Origin of the sequence: Halovivax cerinus, assembly GCF_024498195.1 — an archaeon.
In the GTDB taxonomy this organism is placed as follows: domain Archaea; phylum Halobacteriota; class Halobacteria; order Halobacteriales; family Natrialbaceae; genus Halovivax; species Halovivax cerinus.
The window spans coordinates 1,118,672-1,144,920 of sequence record NZ_CP101824.1; the positions used below are offsets into that span (position 1 = coordinate 1,118,672).

Below are 26,249 nucleotides of genomic sequence, written 5' to 3' on the forward strand. Positions count from 1 at the left end.
CGATACCTATGAACATCGCATCGTTCGCGGCCGCCATCCGCGACCGGCCCGTCGCGGCCGCGCTCGAACTGGGGAGCCTCGCGGTCTCGGTCCTCTTGCTTTTCGGCGTCGTCGCGGCGCTCGCGACGGGGTCGCCGGGCAGGTCCGGCGGGCTCTGGCTGCTCGTCGTCGCCGTCGGCGCCGCGTTCGCCTGTTTCTGGACCGTCGTCTGGCCGCTGTACGAGCGCCTGTGCGATCGAATTACCGTCTGACGCGCCTCCTCTGCTACCCCATCAGCGAGACGAGCACGTCGCCGTAGCCGAGTGCGACGAGCAACCCGAGAAAGAGCGGGACGAGAAACGGCGTCCCCGGCGAGTACCAGACGCGGTCTTCGGTCGCGAGCACGTCGAGACCGTTGCGCAGATCCTCAGACGACGTCCCGTAGGCCGTGCCCTCGATCGAGTCGAGGAACGCGTCGGCGCCCCAGGGGTCGTCGAAATCGTCCGCGGCCGGTTTCGGGTCGCCGTCGATGGACACGCCGACGTCGGCCTCGTCACCGTCGGTCGCGGCGGCCGAGGCGGTGGTCTCGTCGGCGTCGACGGTGCCGCCGTCGGCGACGGGCGGGTCGACGTCGATCGCACCATCCGTCGGGGGGTTCGGTTCCGCGGGCAGTGTCTCGGGATCGCGGAGCCGCTCCGGCTCGGCCCTGAGGTCGGCGAACGTGAGCCCGCGCCAGCGAAGGTACATTCTGAGCGCGTCCAGATCCAGTCCGGAGAGCGTGTAGCCGTCGGTCGTCTGGAGGAGTTTGCCGTGGCGGTGCGGGACGTGATCGACGGCCGTCGGCCAGCCGAGCGGAGCGATCGGGGTGAGCCGTCCGGCGAGGGCGTTTCGAAGCCCGAGCGCGACCGGAATCGCGAGTCCGACGAGGACGCCGTTGCCCAGGATCGCCAGCGAGAAGGGCAAGAGCTGGTCGCCGCCGACGAGCGGGAACATCCAGTCGCCGACCGCGTACGACGGGGTGACGGGAAAGAGCAGTGCGAGGACGAGCAGTGCCTTCGCGTCGGCGCCGCCGAAGCCACCGAACCACCAGAAGAGGTACGCGAGCGGGACGACGAAGCCGACGCTGAACGCCGTCGGGATGAGGAACGACTGCCAGGCGTGGAGATCGGCGGTGTAGGCGACCCAGCCGTCCCAGGCGAGCAGGGCCGCGCCGAGTGCCCCGAGGGGAATCCAGACCGCGCTCGGAACCCGTCGGGTTCGAACGTCTAGTACCGCCACCCACGCGAAGACCGGAACCGCCAGCAGGCGGAGGAGATCGGGGACCGAGGCGGGGAGACTCGACAGCACGAGCGTTCGTCTGCGCGCCACTCGTGTTAGTGTTTCGGGGCTGCGGTGTCGTCCGCGACATCGACGCGAGTTTTCGCGTTCGAGTGTAGCGACTGGGCCGGTTCGATCGACGGACGCGGCCTTCTGGAAAGTCTTCTCCCACCCGATCGTCCACCCCGAACACTTATTAGATATTCAATACGATTTGGTCGTCTCTTTCATCCCCGGCATGCGGCCCGCGTCGGCGAGTCGGACTTCGCCCGTATCACGTGGCCAGAACGTTTATGGGGGAGGTTTGTCTCCGTTCTTATAAGAAAGAATGGATGGTTCACTTTCCACTACGATCTCAGCACTATCACGGGGTACGCTACAACTATCTAGGATAATGGGGAAGTGACAATTTTCCGATGATCGAACTGCTTTCTCAGGCGACAGTGGACACGATACTGATCGGGTTGAGTTACGCACTCGTCGCCGTCGGGCTGGCACTGATCTGGGGCGTCGCCGACATCGTGAACTTCGCCCACGGTCCGTTCATGGTCATCGCGATGGTGACGACGGCATTCGCCTCGAATAGCTACGGCGTCGACCCGATGATCATGATCCCCATCAACGCGATACTGCTCTTCGCGATCGGGTACGTCACGTATCGCGCGGTCATCAGGCCGGTGATGAACGAGTCGATGGAATCCCAAATTTACGTCACGTTCGGTCTGTTTGTATTCCTGTCGTACTCGTTGCTAGTGCTGGTTGGCCCGTCGCTCATCGAAGTGGACCACTTCGTCTTCGACGGTACCACGCAGATCGGGGGGACGTTCGTTTCCCATCCACGGCTCGTCACCTCGATAGTGTGTCTCGCATCGCTCGGGTTGCTGTTCGGATTCCTCGGTCGAACCCGGACCGGAAAGGCGATCCGCGCGACGGCACAGGACCGCGAGGTCGCTAAAGTGATGGGTATCGATACCGACCACATTCTCTCGATCACGTGGGGACTCGGAACCGCAGCCGTGGGCATCGCCGGGACGATGGTGATCACGTTCGCACCGGCACACGCCGAGACGACGCCGATCACCTGGACGTTACTCGCCTTCGCCGCGGTGGCACTGGGTGGATTCGGAAACATCCTGGCCGCCGGGCTCGGTGGTATCGCCGTCGCGTTCGTCGAACAATTCGGGATCCGGCTGCTCGACCCCTCCTACAACCAGATTTACGTCTTCTCGGCGTTCTTCATCGCGTTGATCGCCCGCCAGGTGTACGCTGATACGCAATCATGATCGACCACATTTCCGCTCGGCTCGAATCGGCTACCGATCGATACGTCGACCTCCCGCTGGTCGTCCAGGTCGCGATCCCGGTCCTGGCCCTCGCCATCGTTCCGCTGTTGAATCCGGGGTTCTTCGTCATGCACGTCCTCATTTACGTGTTCATCTTCGCGGCGTTCGGCCACTCCTGGAACGTCCTCGGCGGCTATACCGGGCAACTCTCGTTCGGCCACGCCGTCTTCTTCGCGGTCGGCGCGTACGCGCCGATGATTCTGTTCGTCTTTTACGACATCTCGCCGATTATCGGGATCTGGATCGGCGGGCTTCTCGGCGCGTTCATTGCGCTCTGCGTCGGCGCCGTCACGTTCCGCCTGCAGGGCCATTACTTCGCCATGGGGACGCTCGCCATCGCGCTCATCTTCAGACAGCTTTTCATCCGGTGGGAGTGGATTCAGGCGTCCCGCGGTATCTCGATGCCTCTCGAGGATATCGGGACGCTCGTGTCGCTGACATTTACGAGCCGAGAGCCGTACTTCTACCTGATCGGTGCGTTCGCGCTGGCCGTCACCGTCGCCGTGTACGTCATCGACGGGTCGAAACTCGGACTCTACCTGAAGGCGATCAACATGGACGAGGAACTGGCCGAGAACGCCGGGTTGAACACGTTCTATTACAAGATGTACGCCAGCGGGATCAGCGGGTTCATCGCCGGAGTGACGGGCGGCTTGTACGCGCTCTACAGTACCTTCGTCGATCCCAACTCCGTCCTCGATCTCTTTCGCAACATCGAACCGGTGATCGTCGCGCTGATCGGCGGCGCTGGCACCGTCCTCGGCCCGGTGATCGGCGCCTTTCTGTTCGTCCCGATCCACGAGTACTCGCGATCCTTGCTGTCCGGTCCCTACACCGGGCTCGGCTGGGTCGTCATGGGGATCGTGATCGTCGCACTCGCGATCTTCAGACCGGGCGGCGTGCTCGGCGGCCGACTGCCGCTCGTGGGCGACCAGGGTGAGAACGAATGACGACCGAGCGAACGGAGACCGATCCGGTGTTACGGGTCCGCGATCTCCGGAAGCACTTCGACGGTATCGTCGCCCTCGACGGCGTCGATCTCGAGGTCCGGGACGGAGAGATAGTCGGATTGATCGGCCCGAACGGTGCCGGGAAGTCGACGACGTTCAACTGTATCATGGGCGATCTCCCGGCGACCGACGGCAGCGTGTACCTCCGCGAGGAGAACGTGACGGACAAGCGGACGTCCGCCCTCGTGAACGAGGGTATCACGAGAGCGTACCAGATTCCGCGCGTGTTTCCGGATCTCACCGTACACGAGAACGTGGTCATCAATATGCGCCATCGAACCGAACCCGTTCTCCCGACCGCGTTTACGTCTCCGAAATCGGACGTCTCCGAGCGGGCGCACGAACTAATCGAGTTCGTCGGAATCGATCACCTCCGTCACGAACCGGCGGGGGATCTCTCGACCGGTCAGAAGAAGCTACTCAACATCGCCGCGACGATCATCGGAGATCCGGAGATCGTGCTGCTGGACGAACCGACCGCAGGCGTCAATCCGGGCCTGATCGAGACGATTATCGACACGATCGACGAACTCAACTCGAACGGGACGACGTACCTGATCGTCGAACACAACATGGACGTCGTAAAGCAATTGTCCGATCACCTGTACGTCCTCGCGAACGGGACGAATCTTGTGCAGGGGCCGCCACAGGAGGCGCTCGACGATCCCCAGGTGTTGAACGCGTACTTCGGTGAGTGACACATGAACTCAATGTTACACGTCGACGGACTTCACGCCGGCTACGGTAAAGCGCTCGTACTGAATGGTGTCGATATCGAGGTCGAGGAGGGTGCCATCGTCTGTTTGATCGGGCCGAACGGGGCCGGTAAATCGACCGTGTTTCGGTGTATCTACAATCTCCTCTCCCCGTCGCGGGGATCGATCACGTTCAAAGGTGAAGAGATAACCGGACTGAGCCAGCGCGAGCTCCTCGACCGGGGACTCGGATACATGTTGCAACGCGACGCCGTCTTCCCGGAGATGACTGTCCGGGAGAACCTGGAACTCGGTGGATATACGGCTCCGGACGGGGTCGATACCGACGACCGTCTGGCCGAGGTATACGACCTGTTCCCGAAACTGTCGACCCGCGAATCGCAACAGGCCGGTACGTTGAGCGGCGGTGAACGGCAGATGGTCGAATTCGCCCGCGGATTGATGCAGGATCCGGATATGTTGTTGCTCGACGAACCGTCCGCGGGACTGTCCCCGAAGAACATCGACACCGTCTTCGAAAAGGTTCTCGAGATCAACGAACTCGGCGTCACGATTTTGATGATCGAACAGAACGTCAACACGGCCCTCGACTACGCCGACCGAGGGTACGTCCTCGAAAACGGCCAGACGCGATTCGACGGCCCGGCCGAGACGCTGCTCGACCAGCCGGAGATCCGGGATGCGTACCTCGGTGGCTGATCTGACTGCTACGGTCCCGTGCGTCGTGTGTCCTGTCGTTCCCGAACGCCTGTCGGAGGCGGCACCGTCGATCTGTAGAACAGTACGCGACCGGAGAGTGCAGGTTGACGGACGTGTCTCGGGTCTGCCGACGAATGGACGCGCCCGGGTGGCGGAACAGTCCCTAGCCGCTCCACTCCGGCAGCGGGTAGACGAGCGGGTTGTCGTCGACGAGGTCCTCCGGCCAGACGATGCGGGTACCGCCGTCTTGGGCCTGTAATATGAGTGCCGAGGCGAGGGTGTTCTGACCGCGTTCGTCGAATTCGACACCGTAGGCGGCTCCGGCTTCCTCGTTCGACATCTCGAGGTCGTTCATCGCGGCCTGGATCTCCTGCGGATCGGTGCTCCCGGCTCGATCGAGGCCCGTCAGGGCGGCCTGAAACATCGTCGTGACCCGTGACGGGATGCCACCGAACTCGATTTCCGCCTCGTCGTTGAGCGCCTGGGCGAACGCTTCGACGCCCGGAATACGATCCTGGAGTTCGTCCGAATACGTCGATCGCATGGTGATGTTGCTGGCGAGCTCCGCTCGCTCCGAGTAGAACTCCGGACCCGAGAGGTCGCCGGCGACGTTCAGCAGCCTCGGCATGTACTCGCGTTCCTGGAACGTCTCCAGGATCAAGATCCCGTCCGCGAAGTGTGAGGTGAGGAAGACGACGTCCGGGTCCGCACTCGCGAGGACGTCCGTTTGCGCTTCGAACGAGGTCAGTTCCTCGGCGGTATAGGAAATATCCTCCACGATTTCGATCCCGGCCTCCTGGGCCTGCCCCTGGTGTTCGCGGGCCGCCGAGGACCCGAATTCGGAATCTTCGTAGACGACCGCTCCGGTTTCGACCGCCGGATCCGATCGAGCGGCCGCGAACTCGACCTGTGACGCGGCGAATACTGCGTCGCTCGGGGTCGGGCGCCACAGCCACTCGTTATCCGTGTTAATGAGGTCGGGTGCGGTCGAACTCGTGACCATGGGCACCTGACTCGTCGCAGCGAGCGTACCGATCGACTGCGTGACGGGACTCTGGATCGCCCCGATAATCATGGCGACGTCGTCCCCTTCTATCAACTGTTCGGCCTCGGCGCGACCCTCGCCCGGATCCGCACGGTGGTCGACGAACAGGGCTTCGACTTCAGCGTTCCCGTGGTTTGGCAGCCCCGCTTCCTCCGCCAGGGTCAACGGCGCGAGATCGGGGCGCTCTCTGTTCACCACTTCGTCGACGATGAACTCGTAAATCCCCTGGACGAACTCGCCGGTCTGCCCGGCGGGCCCGCTCAGCGGCATCGGTACTCCTACCTTGATGCTATCTCCGTCGTCACCACCGACGCAGCCGGCGAGGCCGATCGCCGTCGAAGCGCCCGTCGCCTGGAGAAATCGTCGCCGGGAGACGTCCTGCGAACTCCCGAGTATCCGTGCCATGAGTAATCAGGTCGGGACCTGCCATTATAAAAAATTTGGTAGTTCCTCAACATCTACATTTGGAATATAGGTCAGCTGATAAATTTTCACAAAGCACGCACATTTTCCCGGATAATCCCGGTCTGGCCGTTGCCTACCGCTCCGAGAGGATTGTATTTCTTCTAATGTATTACACATGTAACCGTGAGTGTTGTGTCGTCTCGTACCGCCACTCGTCCGATGAGGGACCGGTTCTCCTACCGGCTGGCCGTCACTCCAGACCGTCGATGAGCGTCTGCAACTGCTGGACGTGGTCTTCGAAGAGCGTCAGACCGTCGTCGGTGAGCGCGGCGCTCGTCTGCGGGCGATCGTCGACGAACTGCTTCGTAATCTCGACGGCGCCGGCGTCCTCCATCCGCTGGAGGTGGCTGGAGAGGTTCCCCTCCGTCAGGTCGAGCGCCGACGTGAGGTCGGTGAAGCTCGACTCCCCGTGCCGGTAGAGGTACGCGAAGATCTGTAATCGCGTCGGCTGGTGGACGAGTTTGTCGAGTTCCATCTTAGGGACGCGAGAGTACCCAGTACGAGCCGAGGGCGTACGCCAGGTAGACGCCACCGAACACTGCGAACCCCCATACGTGGAGGGAGTCGACGGTCGTGATGGCGACGCCGAGTACAACGAGGAGCAGACCGCCGGCGTGGAAGGCGTACCGGTCGCGGTCGCGGATGTGATAGGCTTTCATCGTCTCGCCGGCGACTACGTACGCCGTTCCGAGCAAGACGAGGACGATTCCGAGCACGAACGCGCTCTCCTCAGTGTAGGAGAGCGCGGGGAGAAACGACGCAGCGACGATCTGGACGGCGAAGGCCGCCACGTAGAGGACGAGGATTTGAAACCCGACGTTCGGCCGGTTCGACCCCGGCTCGAATGCGTAGCCGTATCGCCGATTGAGGACGACGCCGACGGCCGCGAACAGCCCGATCCAGATCACGAGGAACCAGTACGTGGGGAGTCGTTCTACGACGACGTACTGTGAGAGCGCACAGGCGACGGCGACGACCACCCCAAATCCGAGCCACTGCTCGGGCGCGTTCTCGTACCGTTCGGCGATCCCCATCGCCTCCTTGATACGGTCTAAATCGCGCTGGAGGTCGGCGCGGTCGACGTCCTCACTCATCGCTTTCACCTGCGTGGACGTGGTAGTTGAACGCGTCGGTGTAGCTCGGTTCGACCGTCTCGACCGTCACGTCCGCTGCCGCCGCGCGTTCGAGGTCGGCGACAACGACGCCATCGTCGAGAAAGCCCCGGAGTTCGTCACCGTGGTGGAACAGTCGGCTGCCCGCGACGTGAGATTCGAGCGTTTCGGCGGACGGGCCGGCGCCGACGACCCGCACGACGGTGGGTACGTCGTCGAGCAGGTCACCTGGGGTCCCGATGGCCGTGACCTCGCCGCCGGTGACGAACGCGATTCGATCCGCCAGGTCCGCGTCGACGGGACGATGACTCGTCGTCACGACCGTCCCGCCCGCTGCGACCCGCTCGCGGATCGCCCGGTGGAACAGCTGGACCGTCGAGAGGTCGACGCCGGCGGTCGGCTCGTCGAGCAGGTACAGCGGCGCGTCGACCGAGAGCGCCAGCGCGAGCTCGAGCTTTCGCTTCATCCCCTCGGAGTAGTATTTGATCCGCTTTTCGAGATCATCGGGGAGGCCGAACTCCTCGACGAGGTCGCGCCAGCGGTCCGTAAACTCGGGGTGGAGACGGGCGTAGAACGCGGCCGTTTCCCGGCCGGAGAGCGTGTCGACGCTCGCCCCGTTTTGCAGGAGCAACGAGAGTGCGTGTCCGTCGTCGTCAGAGATGGGTGTCTCGAAGACGCGCACCTCGCCGGCGCTCGGTTCGAGGCCCCCGGCCAGGCACGAGAGCAACACCGTCTTGCCGGTGCCGTTCGGTCCCATCAGTAGGAGGACCTCGTTCTCGTGAACGTCGAGATCGACGCCGTCTAGCACCCCGTCCGCGCCGAATGTCTTGCGGAGGTTTCGTGCTTCGAGGGCGAGCGCCCCTCCGTCGACTCGCGACTCGGCGCTCATTTGACCTCACCCCGGTAGAGCGACCGGCGCGTCACTGCGACGGCCATCACGAGGCCGACGCCGACGTAGCCGACGAGCAGGCCGACGTACTTCGGTCCCGTGGGTGCGGTGGGCGCGGCGAGCCCGGTCGCCGACCAGTCGGGAATTGCGACGAGGTGGAAGACGGCGAGTCGGGTGGCGAGCGCGTTCGGCACGTAGTTGACGAACGCGGGGTTCGACGCGACCATACCCGGCTGGACGCCGTTGTAGCCCGTCAGGAAGAACGCGAGCATGACCAGGCTGATGGTGATGATGCTCGCGAACTTCGCGTCTGGGACGATCGAGACGAGCAGGACCGCGAGTCCGGCCGCAAACAGCCCGAGCGCGAGCAGAGCGAGGAGGGAGATCGGAACCGAGGCGATCGACCGGAGTTCGAATGTCGCGCCGGTCGCGACGCCGACGGCGAGGACGGCGCCGACGGCTCCGAGCGCGAGGACGAACGCGGCGGCGAATCGACCGACGAAGTCCGCGCTCGGTGAGACCGGCAGCGCTCGAAACTGCGCGTAGCGCCCGTCCTCGATATCCGCGACGAGCGATTGCGAAAACGTGTTCAAGAACACGACGAGCGCAGCGAACCCGCCGTATGAGACGGCGTTCGTCGCCTTCAGCACGCCAATCGCCTCGGTCGAGAGCCCGCTCGTGTCGACGAAGAGGTAGACGGTCATGAGGTAGAACAGCGCCGGGAACGCAACCGCCCAGAAGACGACGGCCGCGTTTCGTCGGAGCGTCCGCGCGCTCCTGAGGGCGAACGCGATGGTCTGATCGAGGAACTGACCCGGAGCGATGCCGGGCACCGTTTCAGTGTCCATGTCACCCGATTGCATCTTCTGGCACAAGTATGTTTGCAACACAAACTAACTTTATACCACAAACCACTACTTGGCCCAACGACAGGACCTGGATACGGGGCGTAGGGATCAGGAACTGATCTGCGGTCCTCGTGAAGCGGTCCACGGAACGCCTGGACAGTAACGCTTGCCGGTCGTCTCGTGGCGAAGCTATCGGCTGGAGAACGCCGGAATCGGCGACCACCGCGAGTCGACGGAAGGGCAGCGGTTCGTCGGCGGAAGACCGTAATTTCGTGTCGGCACCGTCGGATCGAGACTCGTAGCTAGTGACCGGCGGCGCTCCGAAGGTCCCCTGGATACGTTCGTACAGAGGTGCGCTTTGGACGATTTGGACGATGCGCGATCGTCATACGGCCTCGTCATCGGCCCGTCTCTCCTGGTAGCATCCGATCGTGAACCGTGGGTACTAGTGGGAACGTATTCTCTAGTTGTGGGTACTAGTGGGCGCTGCCATGAACGTAGATGCCCGCGAGTTCCAAACCAATCAAACCGACGACCGAGGGCGGCTCCCCCTCGGGACAGGGGAGGCGTGGAGTGGACTGTCAGAACGAGCGAACAGACGATCGTTCGGCGTGGCGACGTCGTCATCGTCAGGCTCGATCCCGTTGACGGACACGAGAAGAAAACGACTCGTCCGGCGGTCGTCGTTCAGAACGACGTCGGGAACGCGAACTCGGGCACGACCATCGGTGCGCCCGCGACCGGACGGTACCGCGCGTATCCGTTCGAGGTGCTGGTAAGAGCGGCCGCTTCTCCGTTCGAGAACGACTCGTCGGTTCGTCTCGATCAGAGTCGAGACGTCTCCATCGACCGTCGTATTCACTCAGTACTGGGGAGCCTAGACGCAGACACGATGACGCAGATCGACGATGCGCTGAAACTGAGCCTCGGTCTCGATTGAGCGTTGGCCGGAACCGGCCACAGATTTGCGGTTCGAGGCGTCTCCCAGGTACCTTCAAGTGTTGGCGTCAGTATTATTGCCGTCTCGTCGGGCCCTCTACACGAACGAGTGTCTATGGTATCTGGTGACAAACTAGAAATATTCAGACATCAATTGCAGGGTATCGTCGAGGAGATGGGGGTCACCCTCGAGCGGACCGCCTATTCGACGAATATCAAGATTCGACAGGACTACTCCTGTGCCCTCTTCGACGCCGAGTGCCGTCACATCGGACAGTTCACCGCGGCGCCCTCCCAGGTCGCGGCGCTTCGATACGCCACGCCTGCGATCGTCGAGGACCGAGGAAGTGATATTGCGCCAGGTGATGGGTTTCTCCTGAACGACCCGTCGCAGGGTGGCGCGGTCCACCTGCCAGACATCATGCTCATTTCGCCCGTGTTTAGCGGCGACGAGTTGATCGGGTTCGTTGGAAACGACGCCCACCACGTCGATATCGGCGGCGAAGTACCGGGGGGAATCCCCGCAGATAGCACGAGCCTGTACGGGGAAGGTGTGATCATTCCCGGAATCAGGGCCGTCAGTGACTGGGAGTACGACGACGAGATCCTCCGCTTTCTCACCCGTAACGTTCGCGGGTCCGAGATGCGCGTCGGCGACTACCAGGCACAACTAGGCGCGAACCGAATCGGTGCGAGACGGTACGAGGAACTCCGCGAAACGTACGACGACCGGTCCATCTCCGAACACGTCGACGCGCTGCTAGACTACACCGAACGCCGCGTTCGAACGGAGATCGAGCGGCTCCCGGACGGCCGCTACACTGCGGTGGATCGGCTCGACGGCGACGGTATCGCCGACGAACCCATCCCCGTCCGGTTGGCGACGGTCGTCGAGGGCGACGAGATCTCCTTCGACTTTACTGGAACGGGAGACCAGAACGAGGGGCCGCTTAACTCCAATCCGTCGACGATATTCGCGGCCGTGATGATGGCGATTCGGAGCCTCTTCGTCGAAGATCTTCCCCAGAACGAGGGGTTCTACCGGCCGTTCGACCTCGTCACGCCGGAGGGAACGATGGTAAACCCAGACGAGAACGCGCCGATCGCCGCCACCGGCGAGATCGCCGGACGGGTCCCCGATCTTGTGATCAAGAGCCTCGCCGAAGCGATCCCCGACCGCGTCATCGCGGCCACGAAGGGGACCGTGGTCAACGTGGCCTACGGCGGCACGGACCCACGCGACGACGACGAATACGTCTACTACGAGACGTTCGCCGGCGGCTACGGTGGGCGACCGACCAAGGACGGCATGGATGCCGTGCAGCCCCATCTCCAGAACACGGCCAACAGTCCCATCGAAGAGATCGAAGGGGAGATTCCGCTGTACGTACGCAAGTACGCGCTTCGGCAGGATTCGGAGGGTGCAGGTCGGTTTCGTGGTGGACTCGGCGTCAGACGCGATATGGAGTTCTACGACCACGACGCGTCGGTCACCGTGTTATCCGATCGCTCGAAATTCCCGCCGTGGGGGCTGTTCGGCGGCCGGTCCGGCGCGACGGCCAGGTACGTCGTCGATCCAGAGACGGACAACGAACGGGATGTCGGTTCGAAATCGACGACGCGGCTGAATCCGGGACAGGTCGTGAGCGTGCAGACACCGGGCGGGGGCGGTTACGGCGATCCCCTGGAACGCGATCCGGAACGTGTCCTCCGTGACGTGATCGACGGAAAGATTTCCGAAACGAAGGCCCAGGATGTTTACGGGGTCGCCGTCGACCCTGAGGACCGGACCGTGGATCGCGACGAAACCGATCGCCTTCGGCGAACTCGTCGAGCTGGCGAGCAGTCGAGAACAGACGATTCGGCAGTGAACAGTGTCGCAACGGTGGACGAATCGTCGGTGGATAGTACCTCGACGTCGGACGATTCGTCGACCGTCGGGACGGGCCCTGCTTCCGGACGAGGCCACTCCGCCGGGGGTGACGGTTCGTGAGCATCTGGCTCGGGGTAGACATCGGCGGGACGTTCACGGATATCGTCCTGTACGACGAGGCTGCAGAACGGATCTACACGACGAAAACGCCGTCGACGCCGGCGGCGTTCGAGGAGGGCGTCCTGGACGGCATCGAACGCGTCCTTTCGGAGCGGGGCGAACGGGCGGACGCGGTCACGTTTCTCAGCCACGGGACGACCGTCGGGACGAACGCAGTACTGGAGGACGACCTCCCGAAGATCGGCCTCGTGACGAACGCCGGACTCCGGGACGTCGTCGAGATCGGTGACCAGACCAGGCCAGATCTGTACGACCTGTTCACCGACAAACCGCCCGCGCTCGTCCCCCGCCACCTCAGAAAGGGCGTTCCCGGTCGTCTGAATCACGTCGGTAACGAGATCGAACCGCTCGACGAGAGTGCCGCTAGCGCGGCTATCGACGCCCTCGCGGACGAGGGCGTCGAGTCGATAGTCGTCTCGTTCCTGTACTCGTATCTCGACGAGAGTCACGAACGACGCGTCGGTTCTCTCATCGAGGAGCGCACGGATGGAACCGCTTATACGCTCTCTTCGGAGGTGTACCCGGAAATCCGCGAGTACGAACGGACGATAACCACGATCTTGAACGAAGCGGTCAAGGTGGAGATCCGCGAGTACATCGAGAACCTGGAGACGGATCTGGCGAGCGTGGGGATCGACGTTCCCCTGAATATCATGCACATCGGTGGGGGCGTGCTCCGCGCCGGGCAAGCGACGGAGAACGCGATCAGGACTGTCCTCTCTGGACCGGCAGCCGGCGCTGTTGCGACCCGGTACGCGAGCGAACGCGAGGCCTATTCCAACGCGATCGGAATGGACATGGGCGGGACCAGCACCGACGTGAGTATCGTCCGCGACGGTGAACTGATCCGGACCACGGAAGGAACGATAAACGACCTGCCGATCAAGACGCCGATGATCGACCTGAATACGGTCGGCGCTGGTGGTGGCAGCGTCACCTGGATCGACGACGGGGGCGCGCTTCGCGTTGGTCCAGAGAGTGCTGGTGCCCGCCCGGGGCCGATCTGTTACGGGCACGGTGGCACGCAGCCGACGCTGACGGACGCGAACCTCCTCCTCGGTCGGCTCGATCCGGACGCGGTCCTCGGGGGCGACGTCGAACTGGTGCGTGACCGCACGCGCGAACTGTTCAGGGACCGAATCGCCGAACCGCTGGGACAGTCGGTCGAGGAAGCAGCACAGAGCGTCGTCGACGTATCGAACGCCAGTTTGACGCGAGAAATTCGGCGCGTTACCGTCGAACGGGGTGAGGATCCTGCTTCCTACGCTTTGGTCGCGTTCGGAGGCGCGGGCCCATTACACGCCGTCCCCGTCGCCGACCGACTGGATATGGATGGCGTCTTGGTCCCGAACACGCCCGGCGTGTTCTCCGCGAGCGGCCTGCTCGTCGCCGACGTTCGCGTCGACGAGTCTCACTCCTACCGGGCGGCCGATGTCGACCACGAGGTGCTGACCGATCAGTTCGACGAACTCGTCACCGACGTTTCCGACCAGCTCTCCGAGCAAGGGTTCCAACTGGACGACGTGGTCCTCGATCGGGCGCTCGACATGCGATATCGCGGGCAGTCGTACGAACTCACGGTTTCGCTTCCGGAACCGGCGGACGCGCCGATCGACGGGGAGATGATGGCCTCCGCCAGGGAGCGGTTCCACGAGAAACATCGACGACTGTACGGCCACGCGCGGCCGGACGAACCGATCGAAGTCGTCATCCTCCGGGTCTCCGGAGTCGTCGAATCGCCGACGCCGGACTACCGGGTTGACCCGGCCGACGGCGACCCCCGCCGTGGAACCCGGAACGTCTACTTCGCCGACCGCGGCTTCGTCGAGACCGATATCTACGCCCGACCAGCCGTTCCGACCGGCGACACTATCGACGGACCGGCGATCGTCGAAGAGTCCAGTTCGACGACGTTGGTACCACCCGAGTCGGCGGCAACCGTCACCCAGTTCCGGAACCTGTTGATAGAGTGAGCGTTGTCTCGCCCATCGCGTTTGGGCGTCGCTTTCGACCTGATCGGCTTCCGCGGTCGTCACGGACGACACCAACCGGGCGGCTGTGGCGGTCGTCGCTACGTCGACCGCGGCGTCGCGACGTCGGCGATCGCGTCCACGACGGCGTCGATCTCTTCTTCGAGCGTAAAGAAGTGCGGCGCGATGCGGATCCCACCGCCGCGGCTGCTGACGTTGAACTTCCGGTCGTGGAGCGCGTTCGTCACTGCTTCCGGATCTTGCACCTGGACGTTGACGACGCCGCCACGATGGTCGACCGCGTGTGGAGTGGCGACGGAGAACCCGTCTCGGTTCGCTGCCTCGATCGTTCGGCCGGTGTGTTCGACGACCCGTTCTCGAATGGTTTCGACGCCGACGTCCCCGATCACTTCGAGGCCCGCCGTCGCCATGTACGCGTTCGGGACGGGCGGCGTTCCGAGTTCGAACCGGCGGGTTCCAGGCGCGTACGCTGGGTCGTGAATGTTGAATTCGAACGGATTCGCGACGCCGAACCAGCCGCGATTCGTCGGTTCTAGCTCGTTCGCCACGTCGTCGTCGACGTAGAGGAACGCGATTCCCGGTCCGCCGAGCAAGAACTTCAGTGTTCCTGTGGTCAGCATGTCGATATCCTGTCTTTCGACGTCGATAGGGACGTGGCCGGCCGTCTGGTACGCGTCGAGGAACAGGTAGCCCCCGCGATCGTGGACGGCGTCGGCGACGGCGTCGACGTCGATGAGACCGCCGGTGAACGATGAGGCGTGAGCCGTACAGACCATGAGCGTCTCGTCGCGTATCTGCTCGGCATACGACGCTGCCGGGACGTACCGCCGGTTCCCTGGCTCCGCGAATCGCACCGTCGCACCGCGAGTTCGCTGTGCGTGCCAAAATTGCGGGACGGTGGGAAAGTCGAGCGTCGAGGTGACGATCTCGTTTCTGGCCTCGTAGTCGAACGCGCTGGCTACCTGTGCGATGGCGCTCGTCGCACTCGAGAACGTGGCGATTTCGTGGGGGTCGGCGTTTATCAGGGCAGCGAACGCAGCCTTGGCTCTGTCGACCGCTTCCAGCCAGTCGTCCCACGGTCGTGCCCGCTCGATCCAGGCTCGCTGGTACGCTTCGTGTGCCGCCAACCCGCTTCGCGGGACCGGTCCCACGGAGCAGTTTCGCAGGTGTGTCCACCCTTCGTCGGCGATCGCTGGAAATCGGTCCCGCCAGGATGAGAGTGACATCTCACCCCACGGTCGAGACGTGAGACCCATAAATCGATCCGCTTCATATGTCGCACCCGGCCGACGTGCGTCGGCCGTTCCACGGGAGCGGACGGGATGCCCGGTTCCACCGGCCCTAGCTCCGCCGGAAGTGATGCGACGATGACTGTGGCCGATTCGATCGTTCTACCAGGGACCGACGACGGCGCTAAGCCGTGACAAACATTCGGGAAGGCGCCCACGATGGTCGCCGTGGAAGAACTCAGCCCCTTCCAGAGATGGACGAGGAACCGAGACGGCTGTTCGACGGATTTGCCGCCGTGTACCTACAAGTGATGGCATCATCAATAACTACAGTGACTGTTTCTGATCCGCCGTACTATGGTACGCGCAATCATACCACGAAAATGGGAAGGGAAACTGGCGGTCGCACTCTTGGTGGTTGCTCACGCCGCGCTGGCACCGCCGCTGATCAGCGTCGCAGATTCCGCGTCCCTCGTCGCAGGGTGGGCGCCACTGTATCTGTGGACGCTATTCTGGGGGTCGGTAATGGGCGTCGTACTCCTGTGGGCCGCCAAAGTCGATGCGTGGGGGATCTCGATGGATCAGGTCCCGCCGGAATTGCGCGACGAAACGGGCGTCGTTGGATTCAACGACACCGATCGATCCGACGTGACGCCTCCGACTGCCGACCGGACGGCCGGGGGTGACGAGTGATGGTGTCGGTACAGGCGCTCGTCGCACTGGTAACCATCGGGTTGTACCTTCTCGTCGTCCTGGCGATCGGGTACCAAGGATGGCGGGTAGGGAAGCTTGAGATCGAAGACTGGATGGCAGCCGATCGGAGCCTCGGGATCACGGCGCTAACCTTCACCGTCGCGGCGACCATCTTCTCCGCATTCGCGTTCCTGGGCGCGGGCGGGATCACGTATATGACGGGCCTCCCGGCGATGGTCGGGTTGACGTTACAGCTCTTCTTCGCCGGGATCGTGTTCTGGATCGTCGGCTCCAGAATGTGGATCGTCGGCGCCAAGTATGGCTACATCTCACCGTCTGACTTCCTCGAGGACTTCTACGACTCGAAACCGCTCGCACTGCTCGCGAGCCTGGTCCTCATCCTCTTTTCGTTCCCGTACGTCGCGATACAGCTACAGGGTGCGGGGATCATCTTCGAAGTCGCGACGGAGGGGCTCGTCAGCTCCGAAGTCGGTGCCGCCATTCTGCTCGCAGTCGGCGTCGTCTACGTCTGGCTCGGCGGGCTTCGTGCACTGGCGTGGACCGACATCGTACAGGGTGTCTTCATGATCGTCGCCATGTGGCTCTCTGCAATCGTTATCCTCGCGACCGCCTTTCAGGGGCCAACCGATCTCTTCGCCCAGCTGAGCGCGGAGTTCCAGGCTCACTTCGTCCTTCCCGGGCCCGGGGGCGTGTGGACGCCGACCTACACGTTCACGTGGTTTATCGTCGCCGTGCTCGGCCAGATGATGCTCCCGCAGATGTTTTTACGGTACTTCGGCGGCGGCTCGCCGGCCACCATCAAGTGGTCGGGCGTTAGCGCGTCGATCTACCTGTTCGTGTTCTACCTGGCGGTGCCGTTCATCGCCCTCGGCGGACTGATCTACTTCCCCGAGATATCGAACCCCGACAACATCGTTCCGGAGATGCTGTTCGAGTTCGCACCAGCCTGGTTCGCGTCGATCGCCGTCGCGGGTGCGATCGCCGCCGCGATGAGCACCAAGGACTCGCAACTACACGCCGTCTCCGTCCTCTTGACGCGAGACTGGTACGAAGAGTTCGTCGCCGACGGCGAGATCGACGAACGGAGGGAGACGCGGTTCGCGAAGCTCCTCGTCCCGATCATCGCGATCATCGCCTACGTCATCGCCATCCAGGAGTTCGCCATCCTGTTCTGGCTCCTGACCTTCGCGCTCGAGGGAACGGCCCAGCTCGCTCCCATCGTCGTCGGCGCCCTCATCTGGAAGCGCGCCTCCGCCGCCGGCGCGATCGCCGGCCTCGTCACCGGCGTGACGCTGGTGAGCTTGCTGTTGCTCGAACGGGTCGCGATCCCAGCACCACTCGACGTCGGGATCTTCTCCGGCTTCTACGCGTTGCTTGCCAACACCATCGTGTTCGTCGTCGTCAGCTACTTGACGTCACCGGTCCCGCAGGAGAACGTCGACCGCATCCAGGGGTACCTCTCCGACGCCCAGAACAGGCGCTGGGAGGACGAGGGCCCCTCGACCCCCGCGGACGATTAGGGCGTCAGATCCACGTTCCCGTTCGCGACGTCCCGATCGCCTCGCCGGGAGCGTTCGCCGCTATCTCTCGAAGCGTCGTTCGAACGTCTTCCGCTGGGCGGCCCGGAGATGCTGGAGAAACGTCGAGTGGCTGATCCCGAGTGATTCGCCGACTTCGGTGGCCGAACTCCGTCGCGGCTGCTCGAAGTAGCCGCGATGATAGGCGGCCTTCAGCGCCGTCGCCTGTTTCTCCGTCAGCGCCTCAGCCCACGTCGCAGCGTCCGCGGCCGCGGTCGTTCCGACCGAGCGGACGGACACGTTCTCGAACCGGTCTTCGATCGCCTCGACGATCGTTCGAACGGCTTTCTTCGCCGGCGCTTCGAGCGTTATCGTCGCGCCGTCCGGGTCGATAACCGTCGAGTGAACGGTCGCGCCGCGCGACGCCAGGACGGCCTCCGGAACGCTCTCCCCGACGACCACCTGGAATCGGCTCGGCTCGTCGGGGTCGACGACGCTGACGTCGCTCACGTGCGGGTGCTCGGCGAGCGCGTCCCGAACGGCCCCGTTCGATCCGCCCTCGACGGTGAGGTACTGGAGGACGGACGCGGTTCCTCGCTGGATCGTTCCGCGAACGCGGACGCGATCGCAGGCCTCGAAGCCGCCGTTCCGGGCCACCGAGACGAGATAGTACGCGTCGGAATTCACCGTGAGTGAGACCTCCTCGGTGTGGTCCGAGGCGAGCGCCCGCTCGGTCTCGAGACTGTGGACGGCGAACGCGACGTTGTCGGCCAGATCGCCGAGCAGTCGCCGCTCGTTCTCCGTGAACCAGCCGGCCCGGTCGTGGTAGACGCCGAGCATCCCGTAGGCGACGTCGTTGTACGTCAGGGGAATCCCTGCGCAACTTCGGAACCCGGCCTCCTCGGCTGCCGCGGACCACGCTCGGTCCGGGAGCGCCGATACGTCCTGGATGAACGTCGCCTCACCGCTCCGGCTCGCGTCCAGACACGGCTCGCGTTGGAGCCCGTCGGCGGACACCGAGCGGTCGAACCGATCGAGGAGTCCCTCGTCGCCGCTGGCGATACGCGGTTCGAGCCGATCTTCGACCCGCTCGGCGATCCAGGCTAATCCGTACCCCTGCTGTAGGAGCTGTTCGACGATCGCCCGTTCCAATTCTGAACGCCGGTGGGACGTGATCAGGGCCTTCTGGACACCGCGGTTGAGCGCACGTTCCCGTTCGAGTTCCCGTTCGTGTCGCTTTCGATCCGTGACGTCCGTCTGGATACCGAGCACTCGTGCCCGGTCGTCCCCGGTGCTGACGCCGCGGGCGCGGATCCACCGAAGCGGGCCGTCGATCGATTGCACGCGGAAGTCGACGTCGATCGTCTCCTCCCCGTCGCTTGCCGATGCCATCGCCGCTTCGACGGTCGGTCGATCCGTCGGGTGAACGCGATCCAGGAACGTTTCACAGGAATTCGAAAACTCGCCGGGTTCGAAGCCGTACAACCGCTCGGACGCGTCGTCCCAGACGACCTCGGCGGTGTCGGCATTCCACTCCCAGACGCCGGTATCGGTCGCCTCGAGGGCGAGCTGAAGGCGCGTGTTCACCTCCTCTAGTTTTCGCTGGGTCTCCTGGCGCTCCGTAATATCCACGTAGACGCCGATAGATTCGACCCTCTCTGCGTCCTGTTGATCGTGCAGCGGTAACGACCGAAACAGGAAGTCACGTTCCCCCTCGTCCGTGACTCGCTTGACTTCTTTTTCCACCGGGCGCCGTCGTTCACGGTCGTCGATCGGACCGAGATCGGGTTCGTAGCCGGGTACGATGGCTTCGTTCAGGTTCTCGTTTACGATCGCCGCTTCCTCGAACCCGAACGTCTCCGAGAATGCCTCGTTGACCGCGAGGACGATCGGCCGCTCGTCGACGAACTCGACGTGGACGACCGGTTCCGGAAACGCTTCGAAGAGGGTGGTGATCAGGTTCCACTCCCGGCGCAGCGTTCGCTCTTCCTGTTCGCTGATGTCGCGGACGCGGTACAATCCGCTCTCTGTTCCGTCGACAGTCACTGTTGTGAGTTGGAGATCAGCCGGGAGCGACGTTCCGTCTGCCCGTCGCAGTTTACACTTACACTGTATCGAGTCCGAGTCCCCGACCCTGCGACGGTCTCTCGCCCTGGCGAGCGTACCCGCTGAATCCCCTGCGACGATCCGATCGATCTTAGAGCCCAGTAGTGCGTCTCGAGCGTATCCGAGTAACTCCAGACACGCCGGGTTGACGTCGAGAACTTCGCCGCTCCGGACGTCCGTTACGAGCAGACCATCAGAGAGACTCTCGAAGAGACTCGTGTACGCGTCGGATCCGTTGGAATTCCCCGTCACCGTCGAGTACAGATACTTCCGAGCCGTCGACAGCGTGATCGACGCGTCGAACCGCCGGTCAACGTAGGCGGCGACCCACTCTGCGCTCCAGTGGTCGCCGTCGAACCCGTATTCCTCGCACTCCGCTCGAGTACGTCGTCGAGGTGTGCACACTCGTCGTCAGACAGGGGTATTTCGAACCCTTGGCGTTCGTCCATTGCTGTTCTCTGACACGGGTAACGTAGCGGACGATGTTAGGTGCTTTGCCCGTGACGGAACGCCGTACTACAGTCTCGGCTCTGAAAATCCAGGCTCTCACGAATCGTTCAGGTGAACGCCAGGTGGTGACCAGAATCGTATTCGTCGGTATCCGTCGCGCCGTTTTTCTATCTGAACTGGCACACTGGTCGCTTCGATCGTGTGAATCGCCACCGCTGATACGAGGGAGAATCCGCACGACTATCGAATAGAACGGAGCCGCTGAACAGACGAGAGTCGCTCAGATGACGCGGTTTTGCAGGTAGTCCAGGTGCTTCGCGTTGTAGACGATCCTGACCTCGTCGGTGAGGGCGTGCCCGATGCAGGTGAGACGGACGTTCTTCTCTTCGACCTCCTCGTCGGAGAGGATCTGTTGCATGTCCATCTCGAGTTCGCCCTCTTTGAGGATGGCCGCGCAGTTCGCGCAGGCGCCGGCGCGACAGGAGAAGGGCCAGTCGTAGCCCTGAGCTTCGGCGGCTTCGAGGATGTACTCGCCCTCGTTGACCTCCAGTGTGCCGTAGTCCTCGTCGTCGAGGCCGGCGTCGGCGGCCTGGTCGAAGAGGTCGTCGTCGTCCATCTCCCAGCCGTGATCGTCCAGCACTTCGTAGTTTAAGTATTCTACCGTGGGCATCAGCGGAGGATTCGGCACCCGCCCTGTAATACCTTGCTGTTGCGACTTGCATCGTAAATCACGTAGGATATCTCGAGAATCGACGGCGTGACGCCCGTTTCCCGCAGAATCGAGGGTAGCCCGTCACGCGCTGCCCGGCGATTGCGGGGACGGCCCCGATCGATTGCTGCCCACGCTGACGTCGGCTAGAACCCGAAGAGCGGCACGAACCGGAATGTGAGGTAGGCGCCGATGGTCGAGATGGCCGGGACGACGTTCTGCATGATGATCACGCGGGCGGTCGTCCCAGGGTCGAACAGGTCCGAGGCACGGGGGATGTCGGTGGGTTCCTCCTCGCCGATCTCCGGCGGCGCCTCGCCCGCCTTCTCCGCTGCCAGTGCGCCGACGGAGACGTGCGTCTCCTCTCCGCGCGCGGCCTCGGACAGTCGCGTCGTCCGGGTGGCGCGACCCCAGCCGAGGCCGATGATGCTCATCGTGGCGATGACGACGAAACTCGCGGGGACGCCGAGCGAGGAGAGGACGATGACGATGGAGGAACTCACGACGGCGACGACGATCGCTGCGGTCAGCGGCAGATTCGTGATGTCGTTGCCCAGCGTGTCGAGCGTGCGGCGGGCGATGGTGAAACAGCCGACGGCGACCGCGACGGAACCGAGCAGGATCAGCGGGATCATCTCGACCTCGCCGGTCCCGTAGATGGGGGCGATCGCGTTCGCGATGTTGCTCGTCCCCGAGGAGAAGGCCATCAGACAGCCGATAGCGACGACGACCAGCGCGCCCGTCTTCTCGCGCCGATCGGCCGTCGGTCCGAACTGGATTCGGGGGACGATCCCGTGCCACGCGATCTGCACCATGAGCTCGTCTTCGTCGTCACTACCCTCGATCGCGATCCAGGCGTTGATCCGCGGGTAGAAGTACCGCCCGATGACGCCGGAGACCCAGAAGCCGAGGATCGGGGCGACGATCCACCAGCTGACGATCTCGCCGAGGACGACCCAGTTCACCGCGTCCGTCGCGAACCCAAGCGCGGCGATGGCGCCGACGGCGGTCATCGACGTCGAGGCCGGGACGCCGGCGTAGTTGCCGACGAACAGGGCCCCGCCGATGAAGAAGAGGACGGCGACGTTCGCCCGCATCGTGAAGATCCCGGTGTTCGTGACCAGTTCCTCCCCGAGGGTCGTGACGACCTGGGGGCCGATCGTGATAGCGCCGAGGAAGAAGAACACGGCCATGAGGCCGGCGGCCATCACCTTCGAGATCACGTTCGCGCCGACGGCCGGGCCGAAGGCCGGGCCGGTCGTGGCGCCGCCGATGTTGTACCCGACGAAGACGGCGACGCCCAATCCGACGACGAGGAGCGGTTCCAACACGGTATCTATCTCCACCCACACCGTCCGCTCTCAAAAGAACGTCCATCTGCACTGACCGGGGGCGACGACCCTGGGGAATTGCTCGCCTTCGCCGACACGACGATCGCCCGCATCGTTCGCCGACGATCGCCAATCCAGAGGTTTTACCGGGGTACGACGCAAGGTCGTAGCCATGAACCCGGTCCGCATTGATGCGATCGTCGATCTGACCTACGGCGCCTTGATCGTCCTCTCGATCGGGCTGATCGCCACCGGTGATACGAACGTCGGCCTCGCGTTCGGGGTCGGCGTCTTCGCCTCGTACGTCGTCCACGTCGTCTGGAAGATGTCCCGATTCGATCCCGACTGGATGACGACCGCCGTCCGCGAGTCCGTCGAGAAGGAGGTCGGTGCGACGATGGACGAGACGGTGGGAAAAACCGTCGAGGAGACGGTCGAGAAGACTGTCGACGAGAAGGTCGGCGAAACGGTCGAAGAGACTGTCGGCGAAACGGTCGAACAGAAAGTCGGCGAAACTGTGGAGGAGACAGTGGAGAAGACGATGGACGAGAAGGTTGGCGAGACGGTCGAAGAAACGGTTGGTGAAACCGTCGAGCAGAAAGTCGGTGAGACGGTCGAGGAAACGGTCGGGGAGACCGTCGAAGAGACGGTCGGTGAGACGGTCGCCGAAACCGTCGAGGAGACGGTTCCGGACACCATCGAAGAGGCCGTCGGCGAGCAGATCGAGGAGGTACAGAAGCAGGTCGAGTCGGTCGAGGAGCGTGTCGACCGCCGACCACGTGAAGACGAAGTCGAGGAACTGATCGAAGAGACCGCCGAGAACGACGAGGCGCAGGAGTAACTCGTTCGGTCAGTCGATCGAATCGACGCTCGTCGTTCGCGCGTCGGAATCGCGTCCACACCCTCACCGGATCGGTTCGATCACCGGACCGACGTGACGGGGACGGGCGACCGGCGGAACACTTCTTTCGCGACGCTGCCGACCAGAAATCGCCGTGTGACGTCCGCGCTGTGTTCGCCGTGGCTGCCCATCACGATGACGTCGTAGTCGTCCGCGTCGCGAACGATGACTCGCGCCGGATGGCCCAGGCCGACGACGGTGTCGATCTCTCGGTCGTGTTCGGCCGCGATGGTGCGGGCGCGCTCGAGTACGGGGTCGGCGTGTTCCCGCGACGCTTCGTCAAGATCGGTTTCCAGTGCGAGACTGACTGCGTCGCCCATCAGCATCGATGGCACGCCGACGACCGTGAGGACGGTCACGTCGGCGTCGGGATGCGTGTCGAGCGCGTACTCGAGGGCTCGCTCGGCCATCTCGGAGTCGTCCATCGGGACGAGGACGCGACCACTCATGCGAGACACAACGTCGAGCCGATCAATAAGTGCGGGGGTCAGACCTGCCGCGTTCCGGATCGGACGGTGCCACTGTCGCGTGATCGGCTCACGCGACGCCGGGGGCGAGTACGAAGAAGCCGTAGGCCAGAGCGGTCGACATCGTCGGTCCGATTATCCACATCGAGATGTACTTGATGATGGCGCCCGGGTTGAACAGGTCGCGCGCGTCTAGCACCTCGCTCCGCTCGGCTTCGCCGATCGGGCGCGGTTCGGCGCCCGCCGTCTCCTCGGCGGTGAGCGCTCCCATCGCGATCTCCGCCTCTCCTGCCCCGCCTGCGACCGCCTCGCGGACGGTAACCGGTCGGGTCGCCCGGCCCCAGCCGAGCCCGACGATCGTCATGACCGACCCCATCACGAGGCTGATCGGGATGCCCATCGACGAGAGGACGGTCGTGATCGTCGAGGCCGTGACCATGACGATCAGCGCTGCGAGCAGGGGAATGTCGCTCAGCTCGCCCCCCACGGACTCCATCGTTCGGCGGGCGATCGTAAAGCCACCCAGCCCGATCGCCAGCGTCGCGATCAGGATCGCCTGGTTCTCCGGCAGGGCGTCGGACGCGACGAGCGGAGCGACGGCGTTTGGCACGTTGCTGGCGCCCGCGCTGAAGGCCATATAACAGCCGACGACGAAGACGACGACCGTGCTGACGAACTCGCGTTGCGTCGTGTTCGGTCCGAGCGCCGGCGTCGGTACCCCGCCGTCGCGTCGGTCGAACGTGAGCAGCGGTCCCGGCGAATTCTCGATGCCCACCCGTCGGTTCAACTCGGGGTAGACGTACCGGCCCATCACCGCGCCGACCCAGAAGCCGATGATCGGCGTGACGATCCACCACGAGAGGATCCAGGCGATCGTCTCGTAGTTTAGCGTTCCCGTCGCCAGTCCGAGCCCGGCGATCGCCCCTACCGTCGTCATCGACGTCGGCACCGGGACGCCGAAGACGTTCGCGACGAGGATGCCGAGACCGATGAAGAAGAGGACGGCGACGCCCGCCGTGAGCGAGAGTTCACCAGTGACGATGCCCCCGGAGAGCGTGTCCATCACCTCCCGACCGACGGTCCACCCCCCGAGGAAGACGAAGACCGTCATCAGTGCCGCCGCCGTCGTCTTCTTCAACAACCCGGCGCCGACCGCTGGCCCCCACGCGATTCCGGTCGAGGAGCCACCGATGTTGAACCCGACGAAGAGCGAGGCGATCACACCGACGATCACCACCGTCTCTACCATACTACCGGGAAATGCCGTCCGCCCTGATGTAGGTATTGCCTTTTCCACAGGCGTCCGCTCCTCGTCGTCAGCAGTCTGGCCGCTACCTGTCGTCCCCAGCCCGGCCGATAATCGCGGCGAGGCGCTCGGCCCGTCGCGGTTACACGTCCCAGATCACCACGATTCCGAGCGTCGTCACGACGGCGAGCACCACCTGCAGCGGGGCGCCAACCCGTGCGAAGTCGCCAAATCGATAGCCGCCGGGACCGTAGACCATCAGGTTCGTCTGGTAGCCGACGGGCGAGAGAAGTGGCGTCGAGCAGGCGAAGACGACCGCGAGGTCGAAGTCGTAGGGATCCGCACCCAGGCGAACGGCCACGTCGAACCCGATCGGGATCATGAGGACGGCACTCGCGTTGTTCGAGCGCAGTTCCGTCAGCAACGCCGTACAGAGATACAGCAGGCCGAGGACGAGGACGACGTGCAAATCGCCGACGGCGGCCACCGCGTACCCGGCCAGAAAGGCCGCGGCGCCGGTCACCTCCAGCGCGATACCGAGCGGGATGAGCCCCGCGAGCAGGACGATCACGCTCCAGTCGACGCCGTCCCAGAGTTCGCGGGGCTCGAGGATGCCGGCGGCGACCATCGCGCCGGCACCGGCGATCGCCGTCACGAGGATCGGCTGGACGTCGAGAGCTGCGAGTCCGACGACGCCGGCGACGATTCCGAGCGCGAGGGGGAGCTTCTCACGCCGGTAGGTCGACCGGGTGAACTCCTGGGCGACGATGACGTTTCGGTTCCGTCCGAGGCGATCGAGCGCGTCGTAACTCGCCTGGACGAGCAGGGTGTCGCCACCGCGAAGCGGGCGCAGGTCAATCCGCGTGTTGAACACGTCCGGCCCGAGTCGCAGAGCGAGCACCGTCGCACCGTACCGCTGTCGGAAACTCGTCGATTCGAGCGTCTCTCCGACGAGATCGCCGTCGGGGGCGACGATCACGCCGAGTGCGGTGACGTCGAGTGGCACCGGCTGGGTGACGAAAAGGACGACTGCGACCACGACGATCGCGACGACGACGAGCATCGCCGGCGACAGGGGCGACGGATCGACGGGCTGTGCGGCGAGCGGTCGGGCGTCTACCACCACCGTCCGGGGATCGGGTGCCGCCACCGTCTGCAAACCAGGGCCCATCA

General features: G+C 63.9%; 24 protein-coding genes. 11 read left to right on the plus strand and 13 right to left on the minus strand.

Features of this window, described 5'->3' with window-relative positions; translation table 11 throughout:
* The first annotated feature begins 8 nt into the window (after nt 1-8).
* On the plus strand, nt 9-251 hold the full coding sequence (locus NO366_RS05210; protein WP_256533272.1) for a hypothetical protein: 243 nt from the start codon (nt 9-11) through the stop codon (nt 249-251).
* 13 nt (nt 252-264) lie between these two features.
* Here NO366_RS05210 and NO366_RS05215 read toward each other — a convergent pair whose 3' ends face one another.
* Nucleotides 265-1,326, minus strand: coding sequence for a prepilin peptidase (locus NO366_RS05215; protein ID WP_256533273.1), 1,062 nt, complete (start codon nt 1,324-1,326; stop codon nt 265-267).
* 386 nt (nt 1,327-1,712) lie between these two features.
* On the opposite strand from NO366_RS05215, the gene NO366_RS05220 reads away from it, so the two are divergent.
* Genes NO366_RS05220 through NO366_RS05235 form a run of 4 tightly spaced genes read left to right on the plus strand, consistent with a single transcriptional unit; the run spans nt 1,713 to nt 5,064 of the window.
* The gene (locus NO366_RS05220) at nt 1,713-2,579 is read left to right on the plus strand and encodes a branched-chain amino acid ABC transporter permease (protein WP_256533274.1); all 867 of its coding nucleotides are present in this window, start codon (nt 1,713-1,715) and stop codon (nt 2,577-2,579) included.
* The gene (locus NO366_RS05225) at nt 2,576-3,589 is read left to right on the plus strand and encodes a branched-chain amino acid ABC transporter permease (RefSeq protein ID WP_256533275.1); all 1,014 of its coding nucleotides are present in this window, start codon (nt 2,576-2,578) and stop codon (nt 3,587-3,589) included. Before NO366_RS05220 ends, NO366_RS05225 begins: the two co-directional genes overlap by 4 nt.
* Nucleotides 3,586-4,347, plus strand: coding sequence for an ABC transporter ATP-binding protein (locus NO366_RS05230; RefSeq protein ID WP_256533276.1), 762 nt, complete (start codon nt 3,586-3,588; stop codon nt 4,345-4,347). The genes NO366_RS05225 and NO366_RS05230 overlap by 4 nt, the downstream gene beginning before the upstream one ends.
* A gap of 3 nt (nt 4,348-4,350) precedes the next feature.
* Complete coding sequence (locus NO366_RS05235; RefSeq protein ID WP_256533277.1) at nt 4,351-5,064, plus strand: ABC transporter ATP-binding protein; 714 nt, start codon at nt 4,351-4,353, stop codon at nt 5,062-5,064.
* 163 nt (nt 5,065-5,227) lie between these two features.
* On the opposite strand, the gene NO366_RS05240 is transcribed toward NO366_RS05235, so the two are convergent.
* The 5 genes from NO366_RS05240 to NO366_RS05260 all read right to left on the minus strand — a co-directional run bounded on the left by NO366_RS05240 (nt 5,228) and on the right by NO366_RS05260 (nt 9,423).
* Entirely contained in the window at nt 5,228-6,514 is a 1,287-nt protein-coding gene (locus tag NO366_RS05240) for an ABC transporter substrate-binding protein (protein WP_256533278.1), read from the minus strand.
* Nucleotides 6,515-6,764: 250 nt separating this feature from the next.
* Nucleotides 6,765-7,049: a transcriptional regulator gene (locus NO366_RS05245; protein WP_256533279.1), complete on the minus strand. Its 285-nt coding sequence runs from the start codon at nt 7,047-7,049 to the stop codon at nt 6,765-6,767.
* 1 nt (nt 7,050) lies between these two features.
* Nucleotides 7,051-7,668: a hypothetical protein gene (locus NO366_RS05250; RefSeq protein WP_256533280.1), complete on the minus strand. Its 618-nt coding sequence runs from the start codon at nt 7,666-7,668 to the stop codon at nt 7,051-7,053.
* A complete protein-coding gene (locus NO366_RS05255; RefSeq protein WP_256533281.1) occupies nt 7,661-8,575 on the minus strand; it encodes an ABC transporter ATP-binding protein in 915 nt (304 codons plus the stop codon). The genes NO366_RS05250 and NO366_RS05255 overlap by 8 nt, the downstream gene beginning before the upstream one ends.
* The gene (locus NO366_RS05260; protein ID WP_256533282.1) at nt 8,572-9,423 is read right to left on the minus strand and encodes an ABC transporter permease; all 852 of its coding nucleotides are present in this window, start codon (nt 9,421-9,423) and stop codon (nt 8,572-8,574) included. Before NO366_RS05260 ends, NO366_RS05255 begins: the two co-directional genes overlap by 4 nt.
* A gap of 568 nt (nt 9,424-9,991) precedes the next feature.
* On the opposite strand from NO366_RS05260, the gene NO366_RS05265 reads away from it, so the two are divergent.
* The 3 genes from NO366_RS05265 to NO366_RS05275 all read left to right on the plus strand — a co-directional run bounded on the left by NO366_RS05265 (nt 9,992) and on the right by NO366_RS05275 (nt 14,388).
* The gene (locus NO366_RS05265) at nt 9,992-10,363 is read left to right on the plus strand and encodes a type II toxin-antitoxin system PemK/MazF family toxin (protein ID WP_256533283.1); all 372 of its coding nucleotides are present in this window, start codon (nt 9,992-9,994) and stop codon (nt 10,361-10,363) included.
* Nucleotides 10,364-10,477: 114 nt separating this feature from the next.
* Entirely contained in the window at nt 10,478-12,355 is a 1,878-nt protein-coding gene (locus NO366_RS05270) for a hydantoinase B/oxoprolinase family protein (protein ID WP_256533284.1), read from the plus strand.
* Nucleotides 12,352-14,388, plus strand: coding sequence for a hydantoinase/oxoprolinase family protein (locus tag NO366_RS05275; RefSeq protein ID WP_256533285.1), 2,037 nt, complete (start codon nt 12,352-12,354; stop codon nt 14,386-14,388). Before NO366_RS05270 ends, NO366_RS05275 begins: the two co-directional genes overlap by 4 nt.
* A gap of 98 nt (nt 14,389-14,486) precedes the next feature.
* On the opposite strand, the gene NO366_RS05280 is transcribed toward NO366_RS05275, so the two are convergent.
* Nucleotides 14,487-15,632 (minus strand): aminotransferase class V-fold PLP-dependent enzyme, encoded by a 1,146-nt coding sequence (locus tag NO366_RS05280; protein WP_256533286.1) that lies wholly within the window; start codon nt 15,630-15,632, stop codon nt 14,487-14,489.
* 360 nt (nt 15,633-15,992) lie between these two features.
* On the opposite strand from NO366_RS05280, the gene NO366_RS05285 reads away from it, so the two are divergent.
* On the plus strand, nt 15,993-16,328 hold the full coding sequence (locus NO366_RS05285; RefSeq protein ID WP_256533287.1) for a hypothetical protein: 336 nt from the start codon (nt 15,993-15,995) through the stop codon (nt 16,326-16,328).
* Nucleotides 16,328-17,869 carry a sodium:solute symporter family protein gene (locus NO366_RS05290; RefSeq protein ID WP_256533288.1) on the plus strand — a complete coding sequence of 514 codons (1,542 nt, stop codon included), beginning with the start codon at nt 16,328-16,330 and terminating at the stop codon, nt 17,867-17,869. The genes NO366_RS05285 and NO366_RS05290 overlap by 1 nt, the downstream gene beginning before the upstream one ends.
* Nucleotides 17,870-17,929: 60 nt before the next feature.
* Here NO366_RS05290 and NO366_RS05295 read toward each other — a convergent pair whose 3' ends face one another.
* The 3 genes from NO366_RS05295 to NO366_RS05305 form a co-directional block, all read right to left on the minus strand.
* Complete coding sequence (locus NO366_RS05295) at nt 17,930-20,377, minus strand: PAS domain S-box protein (protein ID WP_343217315.1); 2,448 nt, start codon at nt 20,375-20,377, stop codon at nt 17,930-17,932.
* Nucleotides 20,378-20,702: 325 nt separating this feature from the next.
* Nucleotides 20,703-21,092: a ferredoxin Fer gene (gene fer / locus NO366_RS05300; protein ID WP_256533290.1), complete on the minus strand. Its 390-nt coding sequence runs from the start codon at nt 21,090-21,092 to the stop codon at nt 20,703-20,705.
* Between the two features lie 185 nt (nt 21,093-21,277).
* The gene (locus NO366_RS05305; protein WP_256534002.1) at nt 21,278-22,462 is read right to left on the minus strand and encodes an inorganic phosphate transporter; all 1,185 of its coding nucleotides are present in this window, start codon (nt 22,460-22,462) and stop codon (nt 21,278-21,280) included.
* A 172-nt stretch (nt 22,463-22,634) separates the two neighbouring features.
* Between NO366_RS05305 and NO366_RS05310 the strand changes: the two genes are divergently transcribed.
* Nucleotides 22,635-23,303 (plus strand): DUF485 domain-containing protein, encoded by a 669-nt coding sequence (locus NO366_RS05310; protein ID WP_256533291.1) that lies wholly within the window; start codon nt 22,635-22,637, stop codon nt 23,301-23,303.
* A gap of 80 nt (nt 23,304-23,383) precedes the next feature.
* Here the strand turns inward: NO366_RS05310 and NO366_RS05315 are convergent, their stop codons facing one another.
* The 3 genes from NO366_RS05315 to NO366_RS05325 all read right to left on the minus strand — a co-directional run bounded on the left by NO366_RS05315 (nt 23,384) and on the right by NO366_RS05325 (nt 26,247).
* Nucleotides 23,384-23,812 carry a universal stress protein gene (locus NO366_RS05315; protein ID WP_256533292.1) on the minus strand — a complete coding sequence of 143 codons (429 nt, stop codon included), beginning with the start codon at nt 23,810-23,812 and terminating at the stop codon, nt 23,384-23,386.
* Between the two features lie 88 nt (nt 23,813-23,900).
* Entirely contained in the window at nt 23,901-25,079 is a 1,179-nt protein-coding gene (locus tag NO366_RS05320; RefSeq protein ID WP_256533293.1) for an inorganic phosphate transporter, read from the minus strand.
* Nucleotides 25,080-25,218: 139 nt separating this feature from the next.
* A complete protein-coding gene (locus tag NO366_RS05325; protein WP_256533294.1) occupies nt 25,219-26,247 on the minus strand; it encodes an SLC13 family permease in 1,029 nt (342 codons plus the stop codon).
* Between the last annotated feature and the right edge of the window lie 2 nt (nt 26,248-26,249).

What these genes read in the sequence shown, in the direction of transcription:
- NO366_RS05235 (WP_256533277.1), top strand. Translation starts at nt 4,351, where the DNA reads ATGAACTCAATGTTACACGTCGACGGACTTCACGCCGGCTACGGTAAA.
- NO366_RS05255 (WP_256533281.1), bottom strand. Translation starts at nt 8,575, where the DNA reads ATGAGCGCCGAGTCGCGAGTCGACGGAGGGGCGCTCGCCCTCGAAGCA.
- NO366_RS05320 (WP_256533293.1), bottom strand. Translation starts at nt 25,079, where the DNA reads ATGGTAGAGACGGTGGTGATCGTCGGTGTGATCGCCTCGCTCTTCGTC.
- NO366_RS05270 (WP_256533284.1), top strand. Translation starts at nt 10,478, where the DNA reads ATGGTATCTGGTGACAAACTAGAAATATTCAGACATCAATTGCAGGGT.
- NO366_RS05285 (WP_256533287.1), top strand. Translation starts at nt 15,993, where the DNA reads ATGGTACGCGCAATCATACCACGAAAATGGGAAGGGAAACTGGCGGTC.
- NO366_RS05225 (WP_256533275.1), top strand. Translation starts at nt 2,576, where the DNA reads ATGATCGACCACATTTCCGCTCGGCTCGAATCGGCTACCGATCGATAC.
- NO366_RS05290 (WP_256533288.1), top strand. Translation starts at nt 16,328, where the DNA reads ATGGTGTCGGTACAGGCGCTCGTCGCACTGGTAACCATCGGGTTGTAC.
- NO366_RS05250 (WP_256533280.1), bottom strand. Translation starts at nt 7,668, where the DNA reads ATGAGTGAGGACGTCGACCGCGCCGACCTCCAGCGCGATTTAGACCGT.
- fer (WP_256533290.1), bottom strand. Translation starts at nt 21,092, where the DNA reads ATGCCCACGGTAGAATACTTAAACTACGAAGTGCTGGACGATCACGGC.
- NO366_RS05220 (WP_256533274.1), top strand. Translation starts at nt 1,713, where the DNA reads ATGATCGAACTGCTTTCTCAGGCGACAGTGGACACGATACTGATCGGG.
- NO366_RS05210 (WP_256533272.1), top strand. Translation starts at nt 9, where the DNA reads ATGAACATCGCATCGTTCGCGGCCGCCATCCGCGACCGGCCCGTCGCG.
- NO366_RS05245 (WP_256533279.1), bottom strand. Translation starts at nt 7,049, where the DNA reads ATGGAACTCGACAAACTCGTCCACCAGCCGACGCGATTACAGATCTTC.
- NO366_RS05230 (WP_256533276.1), top strand. Translation starts at nt 3,586, where the DNA reads ATGACGACCGAGCGAACGGAGACCGATCCGGTGTTACGGGTCCGCGAT.
- NO366_RS05310 (WP_256533291.1), top strand. Translation starts at nt 22,635, where the DNA reads ATGAACCCGGTCCGCATTGATGCGATCGTCGATCTGACCTACGGCGCC.
- NO366_RS05260 (WP_256533282.1), bottom strand. Translation starts at nt 9,423, where the DNA reads ATGGACACTGAAACGGTGCCCGGCATCGCTCCGGGTCAGTTCCTCGAT.
- NO366_RS05325 (WP_256533294.1), bottom strand. Translation starts at nt 26,247, where the DNA reads ATGGGCCCTGGTTTGCAGACGGTGGCGGCACCCGATCCCCGGACGGTG.
- NO366_RS05240 (WP_256533278.1), bottom strand. Translation starts at nt 6,514, where the DNA reads ATGGCACGGATACTCGGGAGTTCGCAGGACGTCTCCCGGCGACGATTT.
- NO366_RS05280 (WP_256533286.1), bottom strand. Translation starts at nt 15,632, where the DNA reads ATGTCACTCTCATCCTGGCGGGACCGATTTCCAGCGATCGCCGACGAA.
- NO366_RS05315 (WP_256533292.1), bottom strand. Translation starts at nt 23,812, where the DNA reads ATGAGTGGTCGCGTCCTCGTCCCGATGGACGACTCCGAGATGGCCGAG.